26 protein-coding genes are annotated in these 25930 nt (G+C 49.1%); 23 read left to right on the top strand and 3 right to left on the bottom strand.

The window, feature by feature from the left end; translation table 11 throughout:
- Positions 1-100 precede the first annotated feature (100 nt).
- From CBE73_RS04160 to CBE73_RS04125, 8 genes are all read left to right on the top strand, one after another.
- Entirely contained in the window at positions 101-673 is a 573-nt protein-coding gene (locus CBE73_RS04160) for a ribonuclease FAU-1 family protein (RefSeq protein WP_094093131.1), read from the top strand.
- Positions 670-1320 (top strand): YdcF family protein, encoded by a 651-nt coding sequence (locus CBE73_RS04155; RefSeq protein ID WP_229752499.1) that lies wholly within the window; start codon positions 670-672, stop codon positions 1318-1320. The genes CBE73_RS04160 and CBE73_RS04155 overlap by 4 nt, the downstream gene beginning before the upstream one ends.
- 139 nt (positions 1321-1459) lie before the next feature.
- A complete protein-coding gene (locus CBE73_RS04150) occupies positions 1460-2461 on the top strand; it encodes an AAA family ATPase (RefSeq protein WP_094093129.1) in 1002 nt (333 codons plus the stop codon).
- Between the two features lie 43 nt (positions 2462-2504).
- The gene (gene hflX, locus CBE73_RS04145; protein WP_094093128.1) at positions 2505-3791 is read left to right on the top strand and encodes a GTPase HflX; all 1287 of its coding nucleotides are present in this window, start codon (positions 2505-2507) and stop codon (positions 3789-3791) included.
- 104 nt (positions 3792-3895) lie between these two features.
- Positions 3896-5149, top strand: coding sequence for a methionine gamma-lyase family protein (locus tag CBE73_RS04140; RefSeq protein ID WP_094093127.1), 1254 nt, complete (start codon positions 3896-3898; stop codon positions 5147-5149).
- A gap of 84 nt (positions 5150-5233) precedes the next feature.
- Positions 5234-5644, top strand: a complete 411-nt coding sequence (locus CBE73_RS04135; protein WP_068695526.1) for a MerR family transcriptional regulator — start codon at positions 5234-5236, stop codon at positions 5642-5644.
- Positions 5645-5768: 124 nt separating this feature from the next.
- Entirely contained in the window at positions 5769-7097 is a 1329-nt protein-coding gene (gene glnA / locus CBE73_RS04130) for a type I glutamate--ammonia ligase (protein WP_094093126.1), read from the top strand.
- Between the two features lie 154 nt (positions 7098-7251).
- Entirely contained in the window at positions 7252-7749 is a 498-nt protein-coding gene (locus tag CBE73_RS04125; RefSeq protein WP_094093125.1) for a hypothetical protein, read from the top strand.
- 108 nt (positions 7750-7857) lie between these two features.
- Here CBE73_RS04125 and CBE73_RS04120 read toward each other — a convergent pair whose 3' ends face one another.
- Complete coding sequence (locus CBE73_RS04120; protein ID WP_094093124.1) at positions 7858-8334, bottom strand: hypothetical protein; 477 nt, start codon at positions 8332-8334, stop codon at positions 7858-7860.
- 197 nt (positions 8335-8531) lie between these two features.
- Between CBE73_RS04120 and CBE73_RS04115 the strand changes: the two genes are divergently transcribed.
- Together CBE73_RS04115 and CBE73_RS04110 are read left to right on the top strand one after the other, a co-directional pair.
- Positions 8532-8720, top strand: coding sequence for a WYL domain-containing protein (locus CBE73_RS04115; protein ID WP_094093123.1), 189 nt, complete (start codon positions 8532-8534; stop codon positions 8718-8720).
- 144 nt (positions 8721-8864) lie between these two features.
- Positions 8865-9911 carry an NAD(P)/FAD-dependent oxidoreductase gene (locus tag CBE73_RS04110; protein WP_094093122.1) on the top strand — a complete coding sequence of 349 codons (1047 nt, stop codon included), beginning with the start codon at positions 8865-8867 and terminating at the stop codon, positions 9909-9911.
- A gap of 183 nt (positions 9912-10094) precedes the next feature.
- Here CBE73_RS04110 and CBE73_RS04105 read toward each other — a convergent pair whose 3' ends face one another.
- Positions 10095-10961: a YitT family protein gene (locus CBE73_RS04105; protein ID WP_229752521.1), complete on the bottom strand. Its 867-nt coding sequence runs from the start codon at positions 10959-10961 to the stop codon at positions 10095-10097.
- Between the two features lie 293 nt (positions 10962-11254).
- Complete coding sequence (gene lexA, locus CBE73_RS04100) at positions 11255-11881, bottom strand: transcriptional repressor LexA (RefSeq protein ID WP_094093121.1); 627 nt, start codon at positions 11879-11881, stop codon at positions 11255-11257.
- A gap of 194 nt (positions 11882-12075) precedes the next feature.
- Between lexA and CBE73_RS04095 the strand changes: the two genes are divergently transcribed.
- The 13 genes from CBE73_RS04095 (at position 12076) to CBE73_RS04035 (ending at position 25924) form a co-directional block, all read left to right on the top strand.
- Positions 12076-12471, top strand: a complete 396-nt coding sequence (locus CBE73_RS04095) for a LysM peptidoglycan-binding domain-containing protein (protein ID WP_157739398.1) — start codon at positions 12076-12078, stop codon at positions 12469-12471.
- 120 nt (positions 12472-12591) lie between these two features.
- Complete coding sequence (locus tag CBE73_RS04090; protein WP_094093119.1) at positions 12592-12768, top strand: DUF896 domain-containing protein; 177 nt, start codon at positions 12592-12594, stop codon at positions 12766-12768.
- Between the two features lie 43 nt (positions 12769-12811).
- Positions 12812-13327 (top strand): hypothetical protein, encoded by a 516-nt coding sequence (locus CBE73_RS04085; protein ID WP_094093118.1) that lies wholly within the window; start codon positions 12812-12814, stop codon positions 13325-13327.
- Positions 13328-13373: 46 nt separating this feature from the next.
- The gene (locus CBE73_RS04080) at positions 13374-14177 is read left to right on the top strand and encodes an HAD family hydrolase (RefSeq protein ID WP_094093117.1); all 804 of its coding nucleotides are present in this window, start codon (positions 13374-13376) and stop codon (positions 14175-14177) included.
- A gap of 168 nt (positions 14178-14345) precedes the next feature.
- Positions 14346-17783, top strand: a complete 3438-nt coding sequence (metH, locus tag CBE73_RS04075) for a methionine synthase (protein ID WP_094093116.1) — start codon at positions 14346-14348, stop codon at positions 17781-17783.
- A gap of 159 nt (positions 17784-17942) precedes the next feature.
- Positions 17943-18881 (top strand): ribonuclease Z, encoded by a 939-nt coding sequence (gene rnz / locus CBE73_RS04070; protein WP_094093115.1) that lies wholly within the window; start codon positions 17943-17945, stop codon positions 18879-18881.
- 229 nt (positions 18882-19110) lie between these two features.
- Positions 19111-19911 carry a TIGR01457 family HAD-type hydrolase gene (locus tag CBE73_RS04065; protein WP_094093114.1) on the top strand — a complete coding sequence of 267 codons (801 nt, stop codon included), beginning with the start codon at positions 19111-19113 and terminating at the stop codon, positions 19909-19911.
- Positions 19912-19914: 3 nt separating this feature from the next.
- Positions 19915-20730 carry an Fpg/Nei family DNA glycosylase gene (locus tag CBE73_RS04060; protein ID WP_094093113.1) on the top strand — a complete coding sequence of 272 codons (816 nt, stop codon included), beginning with the start codon at positions 19915-19917 and terminating at the stop codon, positions 20728-20730.
- Positions 20720-21580, top strand: coding sequence for a deoxyribonuclease IV (locus CBE73_RS04055; protein WP_094093112.1), 861 nt, complete (start codon positions 20720-20722; stop codon positions 21578-21580). Before CBE73_RS04060 ends, CBE73_RS04055 begins: the two co-directional genes overlap by 11 nt.
- Before the next feature lie 20 nt (positions 21581-21600).
- Positions 21601-21978 (top strand): cyclic-phosphate processing receiver domain-containing protein, encoded by a 378-nt coding sequence (locus tag CBE73_RS04050; RefSeq protein WP_308420912.1) that lies wholly within the window; start codon positions 21601-21603, stop codon positions 21976-21978.
- An 80-nt stretch (positions 21979-22058) separates the two neighbouring features.
- A complete protein-coding gene (locus CBE73_RS04045) occupies positions 22059-23198 on the top strand; it encodes an SAM-dependent methyltransferase (protein ID WP_094093110.1) in 1140 nt (379 codons plus the stop codon).
- A gap of 181 nt (positions 23199-23379) precedes the next feature.
- Positions 23380-24981, top strand: a complete 1602-nt coding sequence (locus tag CBE73_RS04040; RefSeq protein ID WP_094093109.1) for a serine/threonine-protein kinase — start codon at positions 23380-23382, stop codon at positions 24979-24981.
- A 7-nt stretch (positions 24982-24988) separates the two neighbouring features.
- Positions 24989-25924, top strand: a complete 936-nt coding sequence (locus CBE73_RS04035) for an SAF domain-containing protein (protein ID WP_094093108.1) — start codon at positions 24989-24991, stop codon at positions 25922-25924.
- The last annotated feature ends 6 nt before the right edge of the window (positions 25925-25930 follow it).

Here is a 25930-nt window from a genome sequence, read left to right as displayed (position 1 = left end):
TATTTCAGGGATTATTTTTAGCTGATCGTGATATCCCTTTTTGAGACTGGCTGTTAAATGTGATAAGCTGATCTTAATACGCTTTGAAAGGGTCTTGACCATGAAACGAAAATTCGGAGACCGCGCGAACTGGAGGCGCGTCACACAGCGCAAGTTTGCTTCACGGTATGTAGAGAATCCCTATTTCTCCGGATACATTACGTTATACGGTATTGAGGCGCTGAGAGAACCTCTTTGGAAGACCTATGGAAGGCATACCTTCCGTATTGCCGACAAAGGTTATTCCTGGCTGCAGTATTACCCCAAAGACGCGCATTATATTATAACGGCGATGTTTGATGACCGGGATGAAATAGTGGAATGGTATATTGATATATGTAAGAATCAAGGCGTTACGGATCAGGGAGTGCCATGGTTTGACGATCTGTATCTGGATATTGTCGTGCTCCGGAACGGGGAAGTGTTCCTGCTGGATCAGGATGAGCTGGATGATGCTCTGGGACGGAAAGTGATTACGCAGCGTGATTATGAGCTGGCCACACAAACCGCCAGAGAGGTGCTTCAAATGATTGACGCCCATGCGTTTCCTTATTTTCTGATGTCGCTGAATCATTGCAGACAAGGCTTTGAGCTGGATGTTCTGCAGTTTGGCGAAAGTGGAGGCGTCCAATGAGCAGGCGAAGCAGTTCGCTAAACCCTTTAGGGGCAGATAGTAAAAAAATGTTATACCGCTCGCTGGCCAAAGGCGGAGGACTCCTCCTGCTGCTGCTAGCTGTATGGCTGGCTTATGCGGCTTTGCAGGTGGAAAGCGAACGCAGCAAGGAACCGGTGGAACGTGCCGATGTTGGGATTGTGCTTGGAGCCTCCTTATGGGACGATTATCCGAGCCCCGGCCTGGCAGAACGGCTGGACCGGGCGGTTCAGGATTACCGGGATGGTAAATTTCCGATGTTCATCGTTACCGGCGGTTTGGACAGCTCCAAGGCGAACCGGACGGAAGCTGAGGGAATGGCGCTGTATTTGGAAAGGCATGGCGTTCCGGACGACCATATTTTACTGGAGAACAAGGCCACAAGCACTTATGAGAATCTGCTGTACAGTCAGCGCATAATGAAGGAACGGGATATGAAGACCGCCATTATTATTACTCATGACTTTCACGGGCGCCGTTCTTTAGAAATTGCCAGATCGCTGAATTACAAATGGCCGCAGCTCTCGCTGGTGCATTCCAAGGTATTGAACGAAGGGTATAACAAAACCAGGGAAGTACTTGCCTACACCAAATGGAAGCTGCAGCAGATTGCGATGGTACTTACTTGATCGAACTCACATGATCGAACTCACATGATCGAACTCACCTGAGCAGCCGAAGACAAAACTTCTAATAAGGTAAGGGTCGCTAGAATATAGTGTAAAAGTAGCTATCAAACTCCTTACTCTTAAACGAGGTGATGCCTTCATGCAAGGGCGTGCCATGGCCGGCAGCGGACGCTCTGACGAAAGACCGTCCAGACAAATCAATGTAATTCTGCGTAACTCCGAACCACCTGTCATTTCCCAAGCCGTTCCGGATGCGGAACCCGCTCCTGTATCAGCTGAGAAACAGCAGCAGGGCGCCTTTGCGGAGATCCGTAAAGAGCTGGAACAGCTTGTCGGCCTAGACAACATCAAGACGCTGGTCTATGAAATTTTCGCTCTGCTGCAGGTTGCCCGGCTCCGTACAGATGTAGGTCTGCTGTCGGAAGCCCAGGTGTTCCACATGGTGTTCCGCGGCAATCCGGGAACGGGCAAGACTACCGTCGCCCGTATTATAGCGAAGCTTTTTCAGAAAATGGGTGTGCTCTCCAAGGGGCATCTCATAGAAGCGGAACGAGCCGATCTGGTCGGCGAATATATCGGGCATACGGCGCAGAAAACCCGTGACCTGGTGAAGAAAGCAATGGGCGGCATTTTGTTTATTGATGAAGCGTACAGCCTGGCCCGGGGCGGGGAAAAGGACTTTGGCAAGGAAGCGATAGATACGCTGGTGAAGGCGATGGAGGATCATAAAAATCAGTTCGTTCTGATTCTGGCCGGGTATTCGGACGAAATGGAATTTTTCCTCGATACGAATCCGGGGCTTCCGTCGCGTTTTCCGATCCAGATTGATTTTCCGGATTATTCGATCGACCAGCTGATCCAGATTTCCGAAATGATGGCGAAGGAACGCGATTATATTTTGATGCCTCAGGCGATACTCAAACTGAAGCAGCATTTGCTGGCGGAGAAGATGGAAAGCCCGCATGCGTTCAGCAATGCAAGGTATGTTCGCAATGTGATAGAACGTTCCATCCGGCAGCAGGCTGTACGGCTGCTTAATCAATATGGAGGATCTTCACCGGGCAAGCTGGAGCTGATGACCATCCGAACGGAGGATTTGAAGGTTGAAGTGAAAGCGGAGAAGAAGCCGGGCATGCCCTGATTCTGTCTGACCCGCGGCGAGATCCAAAGGAGTTATATGAATCATGAAACAGACGACCTACGATACGAACCAACTGATTCGGGATAAAGCCATCCTTGTTAGTCTAATTACGGATGAAGTGAAGAGAAGCGGCCTGAACTCCGATTATTCGCTAGAGGAGCTGAAGAACCTGGCCGAAACGGCCGGCGTTGAAGTGATGGGCCAATTGGTTCAGAATAAAGAGACGCCGGATTCCCGCTTTTTCCTCGGCAAAGGCAAGGTCGAGGAGCTTGCAGAGCTGATTCGTGAGCATGATGCCAATACGGCTATCTTCGATCAGGAGCTTTCCGGTGCCCAGGTGCGCAATCTGGAAGAGAAACTGGACGTCAAAATGATTGACCGGACCCAGCTGATTCTCGATATCTTTGCCCAGCGGGCCAAAACCCGTGAAGGGATTATCCAGGTTGAGCTGGCGCAGCTGTCCTATCTTCTGCCCCGTTTATCCGGGCACGGGAAGAATCTTTCCCGGCTTGGCGGCGGGATCGGGACAAGAGGTCCGGGTGAAAGCAAACTCGAAACGGACCGCCGGCATATTCGCGGACGGATCAGCGATCTGAAGCATCAGCTCGAAGAGGTGACCCGTCATCGCAAGCTGCACCGGATGCGGCGCAAGGAAACGGGCATCGTACAAGTGGCGCTGGTCGGTTATACGAATGCGGGCAAGTCGACATTGCTCAAGCAGCTGACAGCGGCAGACGTTTACGTAGAGAACCAGCTGTTCGCCACGCTTGATCCGACTACCCGGAATTTGGTGCTGCCAAGCGGGACAGAAATTGTTTTGACGGACACGGTCGGCTTTATTCAGAATCTGCCGCATGATCTGGTTGCCTCGTTCCGAGCTACTCTGGAAGAAGCAAACGAAGCGGATCTGATCCTGCACGTGGTGGATGCCTCGGCGGAGAACCGGGAAGAACAGATGCGTGTGGTCGGAGATATTTTGAATGAATTGGGAGCCGGGGACAAACCGCAAATTATTCTTTATAACAAAAAAGATCTGTGCAGACCCGAGCAGCTGGAAATGCTGCCAGTGACCGGATCTTCGCTTAAGATCAGCGCTTATGATGAAGAGGATTTGAAGAAAGTAGTGGCTGCGATTCAGGAGCATTTAACCGGCGAAACTTTAACGTTTAAACTGCCTGCCGGCCAAGGAGAGCTTGGGGCCTTGATTCATAGAGTCGGCAAAGTCGAAACGCAGGAAACGGACGAGGATTATGTGATCTACCGCGTGCTGCTTAATCAAGGGGACTACCAGAAACAGAAACATAAGCTTGAACCTTTCAGAGTAAAATGATAAGTTAAGTTACGTATACATGACATTCAAGTGACATTAGCGGTCCATCATCGCCAAGTATATGGCGGAATGGGCCGTTATTTAAGAGGAGAGAAGAAAGCAGCATGGCCGTTTTTTCAGAAGAAACCCTAAACAAGTTAAAGGAAGCTGAGATGTTAGCTGCCCCCGCTATGGCGGAAATCGACCGGATTGTCGACCGTAACCAGTGGAAAGTGATTGAAGCGTTTCAGAAACACAAGGTAAGCGATTATCATTTCTCAAATTCAACCGGATATGCTTATAACGACAGGGGACGCGAAGTGCTGGATCTGGTGTACGCCGAGGTGTTCGGCGCCGAATCTGCATTGGTACGGCCCCATTTTGCGTCAGGCACACATACGATTTCGACCGCTTTGTTCGGTGTATTACGCCCGGGGGACGAGCTTTTCTACATTACAGGCAGACCTTACGACACACTGCACAAAGTGATCGGCAAAGCCGGTGATGGAACCGGTTCGCTCGCTGATTTCGGGATCGGGTATAAGGAAGCGGCGCTGAAAGAGGATGGCAAGGTCGACTGGGATGCGGTGACCTCAGGGATTACCGAAAGCACCAAAGTCATCGGCATTCAGCGTTCCAGAGGGTACGACTGGAGAAGTTCATTTACCGTACAAGAAATCGGAGACATGGTAGCCCGGCTGCGCTCCATCAAACAAGATCTGATCGTGTTTGTGGACAACTGTTACGGCGAGTTTACCGAAGAGATCGAACCTACCCAAGTCGGCGTGGATCTGATGGCCGGCTCGCTGATTAAAAATCCGGGCGGAGGTTTGGCCGAAACAGGAGGATATATTTGCGGGAAAAGCGAATATGTAGAACTGGCGGCCTATCGTTTAACTGCTCCAGGCATCGGCGGAGAGGTTGGAGCGATGCTGGGTACGACCCGCGGAATCTATCAAGGTTTGTTTATGGCGCCTACGATTGTGGGCCAAGCTGTTAAAGGAAGTATTCTGGCAGCGGCTGTTTATGAGCAGGCCGGGTTCGTCACCAAACCTCGCTGGAATGAGCCGCGTACGGATCTGATCCAGGCGATTTCGTTTGCTTCCGCAGAGCAGCTGATTTCCTTCGTTCAGGGGGTTCAGCAGGCATCGGCCGTAGACGGCCACGTTGTTCCGGAGCCTTGGGATATGCCGGGTTATGAGAACCCGGTGATCATGGCTGCAGGTACATTTATTCAAGGGGGAAGCCTTGAACTGAGCGCCGATGCGCCGATTCGTGAGCCCTATATTGCCTATATGCAGGGAGGATTAACCTACTCCCATGTCAAATATGCTATATTGTCCTCGCTTGAAAAGATGAAGAACACCAATCTCCTCTAATGTTCACCTGATTCTCGCTTGACATGTTAGACAACGTAACATAAAATGAAATCAGAAAAAACATTATTGGAAGGTTGAGGAGCGATGGGTGACGAAATACGGAGAAACATGGCCTTATTCCCAATCGGTATTGTAATGAAACTTACTGACTTGTCGGCTCGCCAAATTCGATATTATGAACAGCATCAATTGATCGTACCTGCCCGGACCTCCGGGAATCAGCGGTTATTTTCATTTAATGATGTTGAACGTTTGCTCGAAATCAAAGCGCTGATCGATAAGGGCGTTAATATCGCAGGTATTAAACAGGTTATGAATCCTGTTGCTAAAGAATCGCAGGATGCAACCGTGCTTACCGATGATACCGAAGAGAAACGTAAAGAATTAACGGATTCGCAATTATACAGAATGTTGAAGCAGCAGTTGGTAACCGGGAGAAGACCTGGTCAGGTTTCTCTGATCCAAGGGGAATTATCCCGTTTCTTTAAGTCATAACCGGGTTCCTGCTCCCGCTTATGACGACCCGGGGGCAGCCTGATGTCATTTTATGTGCTACGGATTATTCGTACATACATCGTGGTTGCCGCCAATCACTATAGCCAGAAAGGGAGAGGGTTTTGTGAGTTACAGTAAAGAGGATATTTTGCGCATTGCCAAAGAAGAGAATGTTCGCTTCATTCGTCTCCAATTTACCGACCTGCTCGGTACGATCAAGAACGTGGAGATTCCCGTAAGCCAGCTCGAGAAAGCTCTGGACAATAAAATGATGTTTGATGGTTCCTCGATCGAGGGATACGTCCGCATTGAAGAATCGGATATGTATCTCTATCCGGATCTGAACACCTGGGTGATTTTCCCTTGGGTGACTACAGACCGTGTAGCCCGTCTGATTTGTGACGTGTACATGCCTGACGGTACGCCGTTTGCCGGAGACCCGCGCGGTATTCTGAAACGTGCCCTGAAGGAAGCGGAAGAAATGGGCTACACTTCTATGAATGTAGGTCCTGAACCGGAGTTTTTCCTGTTCAAAACGGATGAGAAAGGCAATCCTACCCTTGAACTGAACGACCAGGGCGGTTACTTTGATTTGGCTCCTACGGATCTTGGCGAGAACTGCCGAAGGGAAATCGTTATTTGCCTGGAAGAAATGGGTTTTGAAATCGAAGCTTCCCACCATGAAGTAGCGCCTGGCCAGCATGAGATCGACTTTAAATATGCCAACGCTATTCATGCGGCAGACCAAATTCAAACCTTTAAATTGGTTGTGAAGACGATTGCCCGCCAGCACGGCCTGCATGCAACGTTTATGCCAAAACCATTGTTTGGTGTAAATGGTTCCGGTATGCACTGTCACCAGTCCTTGTTCCGCGGCGATGTAAATGCCTTCTACAACGAAAACGACGAGCTGGGCTTGAGTGAAGAAGCACGTTATTATATGGCTGGTATTCTGAAGCATGCCCGTGCGTTTGCAGCTATTACGAATCCTACTGTTAACTCTTATAAACGTTTGGTACCTGGCTATGAAGCGCCTTGTTATGTAGCTTGGTCCGCCAGCAACCGCAGTCCGATGATCCGTATTCCGGCATCCCGCGGTTTGAGTACTCGCATCGAGGTCCGCAACCCGGATCCGGCTGCGAACCCTTATCTGGCGCTTGCTGCTATGCTGAAAGCCGGTCTTGACGGCATCAAAAACGAACTTCCGCTCCCGGCTCCAATCGACCGCAACATCTATGTGATGTCGGAAGAAGAACGTTTGGAAGAGGGCATTCCAAGCCTGCCTTCCGACCTGAAAGAAGCGCTTAGCGAACTCATTCGCAGCGAAGTGATCGTAAGCGCGCTTGGCGAGCATGCGGTGACCCATTTTTACGAGTTGAAAGAAATCGAATGGGATATGTTCCGCACGCAAGTTCACAACTGGGAACGCGATCAATATCTGACTTTGTATTAATTGGACAAACCCTCGTAGATAGTTATTTTACGGAAGAAGTGACCCTCGCTGGTGCCAACCAAATGAGTGGGTCACTTCTTTTTTGTTTGATACAAGCAGGTACATACTGTAAAGTATTCAAATGTAAAGAAAGGTCGTATTAGGAGGAACAGGTTTGAAGAATAAAAGTTTTTTAACGATTTTATCAGTTGTCGCAGTAACAATGATTATCCTGCTTGCTGTATCTACACAAAAAGAGAACGTTACAAGCTCGGCTTCCATAGATAACATATCCCAAAACGACAATCTGCAGGATAAAAATATACAGGATAACGTTAGCTCTTCAAGGATAGGGAATAAATGGTCGGGTCATTTATCGGGATCTAAACAAACTTCCTCATCATTTGATGTATCGAAGGGATATGGGCATGTTCAGCTTCGATTTCAAAATCAGGGAACCAGCGAAGCAGTCATTTCTGTGGCTCATGAGGGTTCTGGCAAAAAATATTTTACGAAGACTGTAGCTGTAGGTGAGTCTCTTATATGGACAAGTGCTTTAGACTACCCACAAGGGATGAGATCAGGATATTACATTCTAAGTTTTCGATCTTCCTCTTCTTTTGTAGATGTTGATTATTCAGGAATGGCTTCTGACTTACCGCAGAACAAATAATTTGACCTGAATCTCTAAATAAAAATGAAAATGAACCGCACCTAAATAAATTAAACGGTATTCCGTTCAATTATTGGGGAGCGGTTTTTTTATTAGAAGAGGGAGAAGTTAACCCACATTTCTCCTTCTCAACTGAAGCCACCCGCTCCAAACCAAAGCTAGACTGATGTACGGGATGGTAAGAAGTAGTGGCTGCAGGAGATTGCCTGGGGCTAAACGGGTAGTATGGGAAAGGATCAGACTTGTGGTTATAACCGCAAAATAAAAAGGGAGATTGGCAAGACTGAACAGCCATAATCCGGCGGCTTTATTTTGGCGGTAACGAATCAGAAGGATCAACAAGGCGGTTAATAAGGCAACTAGGAATAGTTTCTCCAGGTTGGTGGACAGCTTTCCATAATGTTTTATGATGTTCAAATCAGCCGGGGCAAGCGAGGATTTCTGCAGCCAATACGTAGACATTTCCATACGATGATGATCTGTCCATACATATCGGCCGTAGGTGATAAGCATAACAAGCGTGTAGATGACAGAGAAAATGGAGTAGAAGATTTTATCTTGTTTCATGGCAATAAATAATTTCAAAGTTCTAACCTCCTCGCCTTTCTGTAACCTTCATATCTTCCATTATATTTCATCCATCTGAATCCTGAGAAGAAAATAACGTAATTGTTAAACAACCAACAAGAGCGGACGGGATATAACATTATTTTACATTGAATACCGAACAAATATTCGCGTATAATACAAACAAACGTTCGATTTATATGGAGGGTTTTAAGATGCCGGAGAAATATAAAGGAACCATCGTGCAAATCATTTATATGGATCGGAAAGGGCAAATAACGAAACGCAGCATCGAGGTGTGCGGGATTAAGCAGGGGCTGGTTACAGCCAAATGCTTGAAGACCGGGCAGATCCGTTCTTTTAAAGTGGAGAATATCCTGGCGGTACAGCCAAAATCGGCTTAAGTAGAGACTCCATTATTTCGGTCTTATTTTTTATTAGCTGTAATTCTATTTTAAAATAAATATGATAATGATAATTATTATCACTTGATGTATAATAGCTTTAGCGTGTTACACGGAATCGAACAGTGGAAAGGGATATACATAATGAAGGAATCTTCTCTTGAATTATACGATGTAACGATTATCGGCGGTGGCCCTGCTGGAATGTACGCAGCGTTTTACAGCGGCATGCGGGATATGAAGACCAAATTAATTGAAGCCAACGACCGGCTGGGCGGCAGGCTGCTCATCTACCCGGAGAAAATGATTTGGGATGTTGGCGGCGTTGGGCCGATTCTTTGCGAGGATTTGACGGCTCAACTGGTCAAACAGGCTGGTACGTTTGAACCTACGTTTGTTTTTAATGAACAGGTTGAGGATTTTAAACGTCTTGAAGATGGGACTATCCTTCTTACTACAGCATCGGGGCAGCAGCATTGGACCAAGACGGTCATCATGGCGATTGGCTACGGTATCCGCAAGCTTGCCAAGCTGGAAATCGAAGGAGCAGACCGATACGAGGTAAGTAATCTGTTCTACACCGTACAAGAGCTTGAAGGATTTCGCGATAAACGTGTTCTAATCTCGGGAGGAGGGGACTCTGCAGTGGACTGGGCGAATGAACTGACCCCGCTGGCCAAAAGCGTGACGGTCGTTCACCGCCGGGAAGAATTCGGTGGACATGAACGTAATGTCCTGAAGATGAAGCAGTCTTCCGCAGTGATCAAAACGCCTTACGTAGTCGATAAACTTCACAGTGACAGCGGAGAAGCTATCGAGCAGGTTACAATCACTCATGTGGAAACCGGGGAGACGGAACAAATCGAAGTGGATGCAGTCATAGTCAGCCACGGCATGCGTACGGATTTTGGACCGGTGAGGGATTGGGGATTAAATCTCGGCCAATGGTGGATTGACGTGAACACGAAGCTGGAGACCAATATTCCGGGAGTTTTTGCGGCGGGAGACTTCGTTAATTACGACAGTAAGGTACGTTTGATTGCAGGTACTTTCACGGACGCAGTATTGGCTGTAAACAGTGCCAAGCTGTATATCGATCCGAGCGCTGAGCGCGTTGCTTATGTGTCCTCGCATAACAGCCGTTTTAAAGAAAAGAATCGCGCCTTGGGTGTATCCGTAGAAGAAGAGTAAACAGGCAGGGCAGTATCAGGTACTGAAACAGCTAAAGTAAAAGCTAACACAAACACAAACACAAACACAAACACAAATATCAACTTATAAGTTATTCAAAATAAAATCACCCCGGAGAACGGACATCGTTCATTGGGGTGATTTTTTTTATGAGAAGGCCTTAATGGCTTGGAGTGCCCGTTCTTATTTCGAATGGCCCCTGGCAAATCGGCCGACAATTTCGGTGGATTGGACCACGTTCATGAAAGCATGAGGATCGGTTGTGATAACGGCTTTCCTTACGGCGGCAAGCTCATAGCGGGTAGTTACGGTCATTAACGTAGAGTTGCCGACTTGGCTGTAACCGCCTTGCGAATCCATGCAGGTGATCCCGTGGTGAAGTTTGCGTAATTCGGCTAGCATTCGGTCTTTTTCCTTCGTGATGATAAAGCAGGTGACTTTGATATGCCCTACGTGAATCACATCCACCACTTTACCTTTTACGAAGGTCGAAAGCAGGGAGTAGAGGGCGAGATCCCAGGTTTTGTAAAAGCCTAAAACGATAAATACAAGGCCGTTCAGTACAAACAAAATGTTGCCGATCGGCAGGTCATATTTTCTGGTGATAATTGAACCGACAATATCAAAACCGCCGGTGGACCCTCCAACCCTCAATGAGAACCCAATGCCAATCGCTGAGATAATCCCGCCCGCGACGGCTCCAAGCGTAGGATCATGGGTGACGCTGACAATAGGAATAATGGCCATAAACCAGGTCGTAGCGACAACAGAAATACAACTTAACACAATGTAGCGGCGTCCAACCGCTTTCCAGCCCCAAAGAATCAAAGGCACGTTTAACACAAAATAAACAATAGAGATGTTCCAGCCCGTTAAATAGCCGATGATCGAAGCGACACCAGAAATACCCCCTGACAGTAACTGATGGGGGATTAGGAAGAGGTTTAGGCCGGCAGCTACAAGAAGGGCGGAAAACAAAATGACGGCCACTTCTTGAACGGGTCTCAATGTTGCTGACTTTTTCTTCAAGTATTCGGACGGCAACTGCAAATTCAATGGTTTCAATCCTTTATTTATTTTTTTGATAGATTGAATGATAAAAATAAGTTATCAAATCAATTATCTTTTTTATCAATATAGCATAGATTATAAAAATTCACTATCCATTATACCCTTGTTGGTCTTTTGTTAATATCGAGAATCATGCCGGATTGGATTGGCATCACAAAAAAGGCAGCTCCTGTTCCGAAGTGGAATGGAGCTGCCTTTTTCAGCAGGTTAAGCAATATGCTTGTATAGATAAACATAATGGATTTCTATAGATGTAAAAAGGCAGGTTCTTCTCAGTGCAGATCTCTAAACAGGCCGATAACTTTGCCTAAAATCGTAACATGCTTCAACCGCAGTGGTTCAAATGCTGGATTCTCAGGCTGCAGACGGATATGGTCTCTTTCTTTATAAAAAGTTTTGACCGTTGCTTCGTCTTCTTCGGTCATGGCGACCACGATATCGCCGTTTTCAGCGGTTTGCTGCTGACGGACAATGACATAGTCTCCGTTATGGATGCCGGCTTCGATCATACTCTCCCCGATAACGGCCAGCATGAAAACCTCTTTATCGCCGACGTAATGGTTGGGCAGCGGGAAGTAGTCTTCGATATTCTCCGTAGCCGTGATCGGAACACCGGCCGTAACTTTACCGACAACCGGAATTCTTGAAACCGTATGAGCAAACATATTGGAATCTTCAGACTCTTCTTGTCCCAACAGTTCAATAGCGCGCGGCTTAGTCGGGTCCCTGCGAATCAAACCCTTCTTCTCCAACCGGTCAAGATGACCGTGTACCGTTGAACTTGAAGCCAGACCGACGGCTTCGCCGATTTCCCGAACAGAAGGAGGATAACCTTTCATTCGAACTTCGCTTCTTATAAATTCCAAAATCGCCTGCTGGCGGCTGGAAACCTTCGACATTTGTTATCAACCCCATCTTAGTAACGTTTGGAAAAATTATAACATAGAACCTCCGTTCGCACAAACAGGAGTTCTAACTATTTTCAAAAAACAGGGGAACAATTGTTCTAAAAAACTATTGATCGAAACAAGTGTTCGTGTTATATTGTTCTCAGATCAAAAAACAGAACAAACGTTTGGGAGTGATTTCTTTGTTGAAACATAGTACATATAAAAGCATTTATCCGGCTGCGTCTTCTGTTCTTTCCGGCTCTCGGGCAGGTTTATCACATACAGCTCCTACAGCCCGAAAGGTCCGCAAGCCCATTGCCCGCAAATCACTGATTCGTTCACTTATAGTAGTAGCTGTTCTAATTCTATCCCTTACCGGCTTTATCAGCGCCTTTGCTGCTTCGGTTTCTCCAGGGGATGAGCCCGTATACGATACTGTCATCGTTATGCCCGGTGATACTTTGTGGAATATTGCACTGGCGAACAAGCCATCCGGTATGGACACCCGGAAATATGTTCATATGTTAACCTCGTTAAATCATCTGCACGACAGCAGCATTCAAGCTGGAGATATTCTAAATCTGCCGATTACGGATTAAAGACTTTTTACGGTCATTAAAGAGCTATAGATTCAGAGCTTGTAAGGGGGGAGACCGCCTTGACAAGCTCTTTTTGACGTGTCAAAGTAAATAGTAATGCCTTTAATGAAGGAGGACCTTATGGACATCGATAGTTTAGTACAGCGCATCAACGAATTAGCCCGCAAGCATAAAGCGGAGGGTTTAACGGAAGCAGAGACGCTCGAACGCGCTGAGCTGCGTGAAATATATCTTGGCAACATCCGCAGAAACTTCCGGCAACAGCTCGAATCCATTGAGATTGTTGACGAGAAATAGCCGGCTTGTAACCGGCAACCATGTTTAGGGAGGAAGCAAGTGAATGTCAAGATCGTTTGAACGAAAAGTGGAGAAAAACCGGCAGAAGTATAATCTCAACCAGCAGAAAAAGGGAGTTAAGCCTGGCAATATGTTAGGCAGCAAAGGAGAAGGCATTATTTTCAGAGGCCGGAACATTCTTCTGCCCCTCCTTTTTATTGTTCTGGGAGCCATGTATGCCGCAATGGGCTTTGTCGGTGGAACTGAAAACATCAACACGCTTTACATCGTTACCGTTGGTTTGTATTTCCTGCTTGGGATTGTGATCTTCTTAAGAAGACCTTATTTAAGAATTTACAAGAACAAGCTGTTTACATCCAAATTTAACAGAGACCGCAGTCTTGAGGCCGGTTCGATTGCCAAGATCAAATGGAGCGGCAAGACGATCACGATTGTGACGAAAACTAAAGAACCCAACTGGACGTTTTCCGGCAGCAGAAACTTTTATGATATGGATCAGCTGGGCGCTGCTTTGCAGGAATTCGCATCTGCACATGGAGTAGAGCTAGAAAGAAAATAAAAAGAAAATAAATGGATGATTCGTCAAGAAACAGGGGGAACGGGCAATGGCTGTAGTTAAAGCGGTTTGTTTTGACTTGGATGATACATTGTTATGGGACGAGCGCAGTGTGATGGAGACCTTTCAGGCAGTTTGCCGGAAAGCTGAAGAAGCAACCGGCGTAAAGGCCGAACAACTGGAGGAAGCGGTTCGCAGAGAAGCCAGAAAGCTTTACGAATCCTATGAGACCTTTGCTTTCACCAAGCTGATCGGAATTAACCCGTTTGAAGGGCTGTGGGCCAAGTTCGACGGCGGTGACCAGCCGGAGTTCCGCAAGCTGCAGCAGCTGGTGCCGGCTTACCGGAGAGATTCCTGGTACAATGCGCTGCTTTCCTGCGGCGTGGATGATGCGAAGCTGGCTGAAGAACTGGGTGAGCTGTTCGCATCTGAACGCCGGGTTAGACCTTATACTTACGAAGAAACGTTTAACGTATTAAATGAACTTAAAGGAAAAGTAAAACTCTTGCTGCTGACCAACGGCTGTCCTTCCCTGCAGCAGGAGAAGCTTGACGGAGTGCCTGAACTGGTTCCTTATTTTGATGAGGTGATTATTTCCGGCAGCTTCGGCCGGGGTAAACCTGACGTATCCATCTTTAAGCATGCATTGGAGCTGCTCGGGACAACCCCGCAGGAGACCGTTATGGTAGGTGACAAGCTCACGACCGACATCAAAGGAGCCCTTTCGGCAGGGATTACGTCCATCTGGATCAATAGAGACGGCAAGACCAGAAACGATGAGATTATCCCGGAGTACGAAATCCGTCATCTTTCAGAACTGTTTGAGATTATACAGATTCCTTCCACGTTCTAAAAATGAGAACACCACCTCTGGTCCAGCCGACCTCAGGTGGTGTTTTTTCTATTCACCAAATCATTTACGGGATTAAGGAAGCAGCTTTAGCTTCTATATCTTTATTCTTCCCTAAGTTAAGGGCTTCTGCTAAACTAAAAGGTAATGTCTGAAGGGAGGTTATTGGGATTGAATAAACCTAGTCTTGAAGCACGAATGAAAGACAAAATATTGATTCTCGATGGAGCCATGGGGACCATGATTCAGCAGGAGAATCTGTCTCCGCAGGATTTTGGGGGCGAGAATTTAGACGGCTGTAACGAAATGCTGGTCTTGACAAGACCTGACGTCATCACGCGAATTCATGAACAATACCTCGAAGCGGGAGCGGATCTCATAGAGACCAATACGTTCGGCGCGACCTCCGTGGTTTTGGCCGAATATGATATACCGGAGAAGGCACGGGAAATCAATTTGGCAGCGGCTAAATTGGCCGTTGAAGCGGTGCGGAAATACAGCACGGAGGAGCAGCCCCGGTATGTGGCTGGCGCGCTGGGCCCTACCACCAAGACGCTTTCTGTCACCGGCGGCGTGACCTTTAGCCAGCTTGTCGAAAGCTATGAGGAGCAGGCTGTAGCTTTGATTGAAGCCGGCGTGGATGCTTTGCTGCTGGAAACTTCCCAGGATACCTTGAACGTGAAAGCCGGCAGCATCGGCATCAGACAAGCTTTTTCCAAGACAGGGACGAAGCTGCCTATTATGATTTCGGGTACGATTGAACCGATGGGGACAACGCTTGCAGGTCAGAATATCGAATCCTTTTACGTCTCGCTGGAGCACTTGCAGCCGGTTTCGGTAGGGCTCAACTGTGCTACAGGCCCTGAGTTTATGAGAGATCACATTCGCACATTGTCCGATATGTCCAAAACGGCGGTCAGCTGTTATCCGAATGCCGGTCTGCCGGATGAGAACGGTCATTATCATGAATCTCCAAGCTCATTAGCCAGAAAAATCGGCGCTTTCGCCGAGCAGGGCTGGCTCAACATTGCGGGCGGCTGCTGCGGCACCACGCCGGAACATATCAAGGCGCTGGCGGAAGAGCTTGCCGCGTACAGCCCGCGTCCGGTTGCAGGCGAACATCCGCCGGCAGTCTCCGGAATTGAACCCGTCTATATTGAAGCTGATAATCGTCCCTATATGGTTGGCGAGAGAACAAATGTTCTGGGTTCCCGTAAGTTTAAACGGCTGATTGTGGAAGGCAAATATGAAGAAGCCTCTGAAATTGCCCGGGCACAGGTCAAGAACGGCGCCCAGGTAATTGATGTCTGCGTACAGGATCCGGATCGCGATGAAACGGTGGATATGCGCGAATTTCTGGAGCTGGTGGTCAAGAAGGTTAAGGTTCCTTTGATGATCGATACCACAGACGCGGAAGTGATTGATCTGGCACTGCAATACTGCCAAGGTAAATCGATTATTAACTCCATTAACCTTGAGGACGGCGAAGAGAAGTTTGAACGGGTAACCCCGCTTATCCATAAGTATGGAGCGGCAGTAGTTGTAGGTACAATTGATGAACGCGGACAAGCCATCACCCGGGAAGACAAGCTGGAGGTAGCCAAACGTTCGCATGATCTGCTGGTTAACAAGTATGGGTTGAAGGCCGAGGATCTTATTTTTGACCCGCTTGTATTTCCGGTAGGAACGGGCGACGAGCAGTATATCGGCTCAGCTAAAGAAACCGTAGAGGGCATTCGCCTGATCAAGCAGGTGCTGCCTGAATGCCATACAATTCTGGGCATCAGCAACGTTTCATTTGGTCTGCCTGAGGCAGGCCGCGAGGTGCTGAATTCTGTTTTTTTATATGAATGTACCAAAGCCGGGCTGGACTATGCCATCGTCAATACGGAGAAAGTGGAGCGTTATGCTTCGATTCCGGAGGAAGAGCGCAGATTGGCCGAAGAGCTGATTTATAATACCAATGATGAAACGCTTGCTGCGTTTGTCGCCGCTTTCCGCAACAAGAAGGTGGAGAAGAAAGAAAAGGTTATGAACCTCTCGCTCGAAGAGCGGCTCGCCTCTTATATTGTTGAGGGCACTAAGGAAGGTCTGATCCCCGATCTGGATGAAGCGCTGGGCCGTTACACGGCTTTGGAGATCATTAACGGTCCTCTGATGAAAGGCATGGAAGAGGTAGGCCGTCTGTTCAACAATAACGAGCTGATTGTGGCAGAGGTGCTGCAAAGTGCGGAAGTGATGAAAGCATCGGTGGCTCATCTGGAGAACTTCATGGAGAAGAACGAAACCTCGGTGAAAGGTAAAATTTTGTTAGCTACCGTTAAAGGGGACGTTCATGACATCGGCAAGAACCTGGTGGAAATCATCTTGGCCAACAACGGTTACCAAATCGTAAATTTGGGTATAAAAGTACCACCGGAAGGCATTATTGAAGCTTACCGCAAAGAAAAAGTCGACGTGATCGGCTTGTCCGGCCTGCTCGTCAAATCGGCGCAGCAAATGGTCACTACGGCACAGGATTTGCGTAATGCCGGCATCGATGTGCCGATTATGGTAGGCGGCGCGGCTTTGACCCGCAAATTCACCAAAAACCGGATTCGTCCTGAATACGACGGTATGGTGGTGTACGCCAAGGATGCGATGGACGGGCTTGATCTGGCCAATAAATTAATGAATCCGGAAGCTCGCGAGAAGCTGCGGCTGGAGATGGAAGCCGAGCAGGAGAGCGATAACGCCAAACCGGAAACGCCTGCTTTGCCTGAATTGACCCGGGCCGTACGTTCTCATATTTCGGTGGATGCGCCTGTTTACATTCCGCCGGATCTGGAGCAGCATGTGCTCAAGAACTACCCGCTCGGTCATATCATCCCTTATGTGAACATGCAGATGCTGCTTGGACATCATTTGGGATTAAAGGGCAATGTCGAGCAGTTGATTGCGTCCGGTGATCCGAAGGCGACTCAGCTTAAGGAAACGGTTGACCAGGTACTGTATGAAGCTGTAACCGACGGGATTATTCAGGCCCACGCGATGTACCGGTTCTTCCCGGCTCAGTCGCGCGGCAATGATATTCTGATTTATGATCCCAAGGATATGTCGAAAGTGCTGAAAACCTTCTCCTTCCCCCGTCAGCGCGTTGCTCCTTATTTATGCCTCGCTGACTATTTGAAGCCAGTGGAAAGCGGTACGATGGATTATGTCGGTTTTCTGGTAGTTACGGCTGGCAAAGGCATCCGCGAGAAATCGGAGGAATGGAAGCAGCAGGGCGAATATCTGCGCTTTCACGTGCTCCAGTCGACGGCCCTTGAGGTGGCCGAAGGCATGGCGGAGCGTCTGCATCACATGATGCGGGACACCTGGGGCTTCCCGGATCCGCAGGATATGACGATGAAGCAGCGTCACGGGGCCCGTTACCAGGGGATTCGTGTATCATTTGGCTACCCGGCCTGCCCAGATCTGGAGATGCAGCAGCCGCTGTTCGAATTGATGAATCCCGGGGAAATTGGCGTTGAGCTGACCGAAGGGTTTATGATGGAACCAGAGGCTTCGGTTTCGGCCATGGTATTCAGCCATCCTGAAGCGCAATATTTTAATGTGGAAAAAGCTTAATCTGGCCCTTTAGCAAATCCCCCGGAGAAAGCGGGGGATTTTTGCTGATTCAGGCACAGTCTTAATTGCCTGCTCAGAAGCTTTGCCCGAGCTTCCTGGCTCAGTGCAGGGCCTTATCCAAGGGCGAGGCTAATTCGGAATAGAGAGGAGCGGCTGATCATGGAGCTGTATTTTATGGGAACCAATGCGGGAGTTCCTTCCCTGCAAAGAAACGTGACTTCGCTGGCGCTCCGGATGCTGGATGAAAGACGGTCGTTTTGGCTGTTTGACTGCGGGGAAGGGACGCAGCATCAGGTGCTTCGTTCTCCGCTGCGGCTTAGCAAGCTGGAGAAGGTATTTATTACCCATCTGCACGGCGACCATTTATTTGGACTTCCCGGTTTGCTGTCCAGCCGGGCCAATCAGGGAGGCGATACGCCTCTGACCGTTTACGGTCCAAAAGGACTCAAATCCTTTATTGATTTGACGCTGGGGATCAGCGAATCGCGCATTAACTACGAGCTGATCGTGCAGGAGCATGAAGGCGGGCTGTTGTTTGAGGATGATACGTTCCGGGTGGAATCGGCTCTGCTGGAGCACCGGATTGACAGCTACGGCTACCGGATCGTTGAGAAAGACCGGCCAGGGAAGCTGGATTTTGAAATTTTGAAGAAGCACGGCATTCAGCCGGGGCCGTTATACGGGCGACTCAAACGCGGGGAAAATATCGTCACGGAGCAAGGGACGGTTGTACGTTCCTCCGAAGTGCTTGGCAAGCCAAAGAAAGGGCGGATTGTCACGATTTTGGGAGACACTCGGCCCTGCCAGGCAGCTATCGATCTAGCCCGGAATGCGGATATGCTTGTCCATGAAGCGACTTTTCTGCATGAATTGAAGAAAACGGCTTACGAGTATCATCACAGCACTGCCGTCCAAGCGGCCGACGATGCTAAAGCGGCCGGTGCGCATGAAATGTTCATGACGCATTTTAGCTCCAGATACAAGGATGAGGAGCAGTTGGCCCCGCTGTTGGAAGAAGCGAAAGCGATCTTCCCGAATGCCAAGCTGGCGGTAGAGCATGTGCTCTACCCGATCACCAAATATCCGGATAAAGGCTGAGCGGCGGGCAATAGCCGGATTATTTTCCGGGAAAGCGCAGGAAGTGACAGCCTTTAGCAAAGTTTTGCTTCGCCTTTTTGCTATACGGCATCAGCATTCGCTGGAGTTCGACCCTGTTTCGATAACATTTGCCATTCCCCTCATTTTATGACTACAATAAAACGAATGCGGCTAAGGAATTAGCGCATTCCCATACATATTTTTATTCGGTTATAAGGAAGTGACAACGATGGCGTTTAGATGGAAAGGATTCCTGATAGATCTGGACGGCACGATGTATCATGGCTCGCAGATGGTCCCCGGGGCCGATCAATGGATAGCTGAGCTGAATAAGCGCCAAATTCCTTTTTTATTTGTGACTAACAACTCTTCGCGGACACCGGCGGATGTAGCGGCCAGTCTGCGTCAAATGGGCATCCAGGCTGACGCCGGGCAGGTCTGCACCTCCGCAGTAGGCGCGGCGCTTTATTTGGCCGACCGCGAACCGGGAGCAAGAGTAGCGGTTGTCGGAGAGGCTGGTTTGATCTCTGCCCTGGAAGAAGCGGGCCTGGTAATTACGGAAGAACGGCCGGATTACGTTGTGCAAGGCATTGACCGTAGCTTCAACTATGAAACCCTCCGCAAGGCGGTGGAATGGATTCGCGGCGGTGCTGCTTATATATTAACCAACCCGGATCTGCTGCTGCCGGGGCAGGGGGGGCTTGCCCCTGGAGCGGGTACGCTTTCAGCGGCCATTCAAGCTGCGACAGGCGTCAAACCCGTGACGATCGGCAAACCGGAGTCGATACTGATGCTTCAGGCGATTGAACGGCTTGGGCTAACGGCAGCTGAGACCGCCGTGATCGGCGATAACATGCTGACGGATATTTCCGCCGGCAGCCGGTCCGGATGCGGAACCATTTTAACGTTAACAGGGGTAACGACAAAGGACAATCTGGAGCATTACAAGGAATTGACCGGTATTACACCTGATCAAATTTTCGATAATTTGTATGATCTCATTACTGCGTTAGACGGAAAGGAAAGATGACACATGCCGGAATGGCCGGAAATGGAAAATTACCGCAGTCTGCTGTCCGGACTGCTGCTGGATAAAGAAATTAGCGGTGTTACGCTGAACCGCGAGAAGTCGGTTAACCTGGAACCGGAAATGTTCAAGCAGGAGCTGATTGGCCGAAAAGTGATTTTTGTGGAGCGCAGGGCGAAATATCTGATCTTCCATTTGGATAACGGCCGCAGATTGCTGCTTCACCTCATGCTGGGCGGCATGCTCTATTTCGGCAGTGAAGAGGACAAACCGAAACGCAATACGCAAATCGAGATTCAATTTGGCGATCAGACGTTATATTTCATTGGATTAAGATTAGGATATTTGCATTTATTGACCGCCAAGCAGACGGAAGAAGAGCTGTCCGATTTGGGGCCTGAGCTTCTGGACAGACGGATGAATGAACAGCGTTTTATCCAGCTGCTGTCCGGCCGCAAGGGGATGCTCAAGACCACTCTGGTGAATCAGCATGTAATGGCAGGTATCGGCAACTGTTATGCGGATGAGATTGCCTTTGCAGCCGAGCTGCGGCCTGACGTCAAGATGCAGGATTTGGATGAGCAGGATTTGGCCAAGCTGTATCAGGCGGTCAAGGTGGTTCTGACGGATGCGGCTGAACATGGAGGATACATGGAGATGCCTTTAACCGCCGAGGACAAGCTGACGGGTGGTTTTAACGATTTGTGCAAAGTGTACGACCGGGAAGGGGAAACCTGCGTACGCTGCGGTCATCCGATCGTCAAAACGGAGCTTGCCTCGCGTAAGGTGTTTTACTGCGCAAATTGCCAGCATGGCAAATAAACCCCTGATTCGGGCAGGGGCGCATTACAGCATCCGCAGCGGTTATGCAGGAGCTGCTAAGACAGCGTTCGCACAGGGCGCGCGGGCTTTTCAATATTTTCCGAAGAATCCCCGCAGCCTTGGTGTCAAAGCCTGGAATGCCAAAGACGCCGAGCTTTGCAGAACGTTCTGTGAGCAGCATGGTTTGCTGTCTGTAGCCCATACGCCTTATCCAAGCAATCTGGCTGTCGGCCGGGAGGAGGAGCCGGATCTGTTTGATACAACTGTAAGTTCTCTGCGCAACGATTTGGAAATCGCGGAGGCTTGCGGTTCTCAGGGAATTGTTGTCCATTTTGGCATATATAAGAAAAGAAACCCCTTACAAGGTTACAAAAATGTTATACAATGTATAAATAGTATCCTTTCCGGCTGGCAGGGAGAAGCCAAACTCCTGATCGAAAACCAAGCCGGCAACCATGGAGATATGGGCATGACTCTCGAAGAGCTGCTGCAGGTCAGGAAGCTTTGCGAGCAGCCTGAACGCGTCGGTTTCTGCCTGGATACCTGCCATGCTTTTGCTGCCGGGATATGGGGCGGGTCAGGTGAACAGTCACTTATAACCAAAGGGCAGGAGCTAAGGTTCTGGGAACTGGTCGATTGTGTGCATCTGAACGACTCCGTCTACCCGGCAGGCAGCCGCAGGGATCGTCATGCCCGGGTTGGGCGCGGTTTTATTGGGGCCGGATCTTTAGAAGAGCTGATCAAGATCAGAGAGCTAGAGGGGAAGCCGCTCATCATGGAAACTGAACCTGGAGCGGACCTGACCTACCGGGAGGATATAGGCCTTGTCAACGGTTGGGCAGCCATCTGACCGCAGGGCGGCAATAACTTGTGAAAGGAAGAACGGATTTGATTCATTTATATATGGATGATTTGCGCCGTTGTCCAACTGGTTTTGTGCTCGCACGTACGGGGCAGGAATGTCTGCAGATCCTTCGGGAGATGGAAGTCGATATTTTATCGCTGGATTATGATATGGGCCCTGAAGAGATGACCGGAGCTGAAGTGGTTGCGGCCATGGTGAACGAGGGGCTTTATGCCAACGAAATCTTTTTACACACTTCCAGTCTTTACGGGCGAAACAGCATGTATGAAATGCTTTACACGAACAAACCGGAGCATGTCATTCTGCACGGCTGTCCGGTGCCGTTTGAAAGACTGGATGAAATTGCCCTTCACCATGGCAAAGAACAGCAGAACAAAGAATAGTGCAGTCAACAGAGCAATGGATAGTGCAATGAACAGAACATGAACAGCAGTAAAGGTTCATCAGGAGGAAACGATTTTATATGAACGAGCAATGGGAAGACCGGCCAAAGGAAGAACCGCATACAGAGATGGAGGAGCAGTCGTCACGGTGGATATGTACAGCCAATCACGGCTTCTCTCCTTACGCTCAGGAAGAACTCCGCAGAACGTTTGGCACCTTGAAAAGCCAGGTTCTTGAATCGGGGGAAGTGATGCTGGTTACTTTGCCGGCTTCCGCAGATCAGGTTTTGCTTAAACTGCAAACAGCGCCTTTGATGTTTCTAAGACATCTGTTCCCGGTGCAGGCCGAAATACGTTTGGAGCCGGGCGATACACCAGAAGGAATGGCGCAGAAAGTGGCGCAGTTTGCGAATAACGGGTTCAGCGAACCTCACCAAAGAATACAATCATCGTTGCCTGGAAAAGAAACGGAAGCGGTGGCTGTTGCCGTTGCCGTCCAGGTCCGAAAGAGCGGCAAAAGCTTCTGGGAAGGCAGCGCGCTTGAGTTGAAGGATCAAATTGAAGCACGCTGGAATCCGGAGCCGGAGCAGATCCGGCTGGTCGTACGTGATGCCGATCTTGTGTTATCTATTTATGCGGCTGAGGAGGCCGTTTATGCCGGTGTTTCGACGCCTTCTGCCAATCTGTCGGATTGGAACGGCGGTGCCGTTCGCTTTCAGCGCGAGGAAGGGCAGATTTCCAGAGCCAAATTCAAGCTGCTGGAGGCTGAGCGGACGTTCGGAATCGCATTCAGTGAATTCAGCCGTGCACTGGATATCGGTGCTGCCCCAGGCGGATGGACTTCCTTTCTGCTGGAAAGAGGCTTGTCCGTTACGGCGGTAGATCCGGCGGATATGAACCCGGAATTGCTCAAGAATCCGAATTTGACGTATATCAAGAAAAATGCCGACAGTGTAGCGTTTGAACAGAATCAATTTGACCTGCTTGTATGCGATATGAGCTGGAGCCCTAAGCTGACGGCAAGACTGGTCATCGATTTGCTGTACAGCCTGGTGCCGGGCGGTACGGCTGTTGTTACGATCAAGCTGCTTAGCAAGAAACCTCTCGCTTTGATCAAAGAAATTCAGGAAATGTATACGGATGCCCGCATGCAGATCATTCAAGCGAAACAGCTGTTTCATAACCGGGACGAAATCACATTATATATGATTAAATATTAATGGCATTAACGAATCGAACAGTTCTTTTCTTAAAAAAGGGGTTTACAGAACGGCTGACTGCGTTTTATAATAATCCCAAAATTATACAACCGTTAAGGGAAAGCATCCCAAACACCGAATACCGGGAGGTATTCAGGTTTGGGGGCTTTCCTTTTTTGTTGTCTGAAAGGATGGATGTTTTATGGCTCCGATACCGGAGCTGCTGGAGAACGGCACGCTGCTTGCCAACCGCTACCGGATTGTCCGGCATACAGGAAGCGGGGGAGCCAGCCATGTCTATGTAGCAAGCGATTTGAAGCTTCCGGGAAAGCTTTGGGCGGTTAAGCAGACCTTGGCAGACCCGGCGGGAACCGGACGGATGGAAGAGGAAACAGGGATGCTGATTGCTTTGAATCATCCAAGGCTCCCGCGGATCGTGGATTTTTTTCAGACGGATGAAGGGAACGAAGAAGATAGGGAAATAGAAGAGAGGGGGAAGGGGCTGGAAGTAAGGACAGCAGGCAGGGCTGCAGAAAGGAGCAGCGGGAACCGGAGCGGCTATATGTACTTGGTAATGGATTATATCGTCGGCACAACCCTGGAAGAACATATCCGAAAGGGTAACCCCGTCAGGGAAGAGGAGCTGCTTCACATCGCCGATCAAATCTGCGACGGTCTGCACTATTTGCATACGCGGGAACCACCCATCATTTACAGAGATTTGAAGCCGTCAAATTTGATGGTCGAGCACGGACGGGAGATCCGGTTTATTGATTTTGGCACGGCCCGAGCCTATAACCCCCAGCTTAACGAAGATACGATACAGCTTGGCACGGTCGGGTTTGCCGCGCCGGAGCAATACTTGGGCAAGCAAAGCGACGCCCGTACGGATTTATATGCCTTAGGCGCAATCCTGCTGTATATGGCTTCACAGGGCAGATATACGCAGTGGCCCAAAGATATCAAAACCTTTGATTGGAAGGGGCTGTCGCCAGGTCTGGCTCAGCTGATTCGCAAGCTGCTCAGCTATGAACCTGCGGAAAGGATTCAAACGGCATTGGAGGCGAAGCAGGAGCTGCGAAAGCTGCAGCCTTCTTATATAAGCGGTCGGGCAGGAGGGGAACCAGGGGACAGACCAGTCCTGGTTGCAATTACAGGTGCGTCCACGGGTCTAGGAACGACTCATTTGGCGTTTGCGCTAGCCAATTCCTTATCCCGGTTTTATACCAGAGTCAGCTATGTGGAATGGAATGAACGTTCTTCGGCTGTTGCCGGTTTACAATCTTATTGGTCTGATTCCGGCTTTACCGGAAGGCATTTGGAGCATGGGCGTGTAGCCTATTACAAGAAACCCTCCAGAACAGAGTGGCTGCGCCTGCTTGGGTCCGGTCAGGGATTAATCCTCATGGATATGGGCACCCAGATGACCAAGGACAGCCTGGAAGAGTTTGCACGGGCGGATCTGCAGATTGTCGTCATCCCGGCCGGGAGTTGGAGAAGGAGCGAAATCAGCAGCTGTAACCAAAGATTATCAGCATTTACAGGCCGAAAACGGGTTTATGTATCGCCATTAGCGGATGCTCACGTAACTCACCGGCTTGCCAAAATGTTGAAGGATTCAAAGGTTTATTCGTTTCCGATGGAGCCGGATCCGTTTCATCTCGGTGAACATACGGTTCAAGCGGCAGAACGGATTTGTGAAACACTGCTTCCGAAGCGAAGTCGTACATCCCAATGGAAGACGGGAAAATGGAGGCCGGGGAAATGGAAGGCCAGATGGTTAAATCTCAACACCAGGGAGTGAGAGTCAATTGATCAGGATCAGAACTAAAACCCGTCACGTCATATACGGGGCTGCTGCGGGAGTTTGTGTTTCCGCGTTACTTCTGAGCGGGCTGTTCGTTCAATCGGAAATGCGCCAAGCGAAGGAAAAAAGCAGGCTGCAGCAGCAATACAGCGCTGAAGTCGAGCGTCTTAAACAGGAAGCGAATGCCGTGCTAATGAAGGGGTGGGTACCCAGTCGGGCAATCGCCGCAGGTCAGAAGATTCAGCAGGATGATTTGGTGCCCGTAGAACTTCCTAAAACTTCTGTACCTGCCAATTTCATAGCTTCCAGCGAGAATATTGCAGGTCGCACAGCGAAGGTAGAGCTTGATGCCAATACCTTGATAACCGAATCACTACTGTTCCAGGAAGAGGCAACTCCGGGTGATTTAAGAAACCGGGAAATGAGTTTTGTCCAGCTGCCGATTTCCCTTAACAAAGGAGATATGGTAGACATCCGGATCCAGTTCCCAACGGGGGAGGACTATATTTTATTATCCAAAAAGATGGTTTATGAACTTAAGAAACCTACCTTAACGGTTACTCTGGATGAACACGAAATTTTGATGCTGTCGAGCGCCATTGTAGACGCCTACCTGCACAAAGCCTCTATCTACGCGCTCACTTATGTTGAACCGGGGCTTCAGGAGAAGGCGATCCCGACTTACCCGGCTAATCAGCAGGTAATGAAGCTGCTGGACAGGGATCCGAACATTGCGGTCAAAGCGGAAACTTATCTCAAATCGCAGGCTTCAAGAGACTTACTTGAGAAAAGCTTGAATACCGTGTCCGAGCAAAACGCCCTAAACTTCGCAGGCAGTCAAGCCGAAACAGCAGCAACTGCAGCGGCTTCCCTGCAGCAAGAGGATCAAGAGGCGGAGCCGCCATGGGATGCGCCTCAAACAGAGCTGGCAGGTAATTAATTCTAA

The organism is Paenibacillus physcomitrellae (genome assembly GCF_002240225.1).
Taxonomy (GTDB): domain Bacteria; phylum Bacillota; class Bacilli; order Paenibacillales; family Paenibacillaceae; genus Fontibacillus; species Fontibacillus physcomitrellae.
Note: the sequence above shows the minus strand (reverse complement) of the source record. Positions and strands in the feature narration are given on the sequence as shown.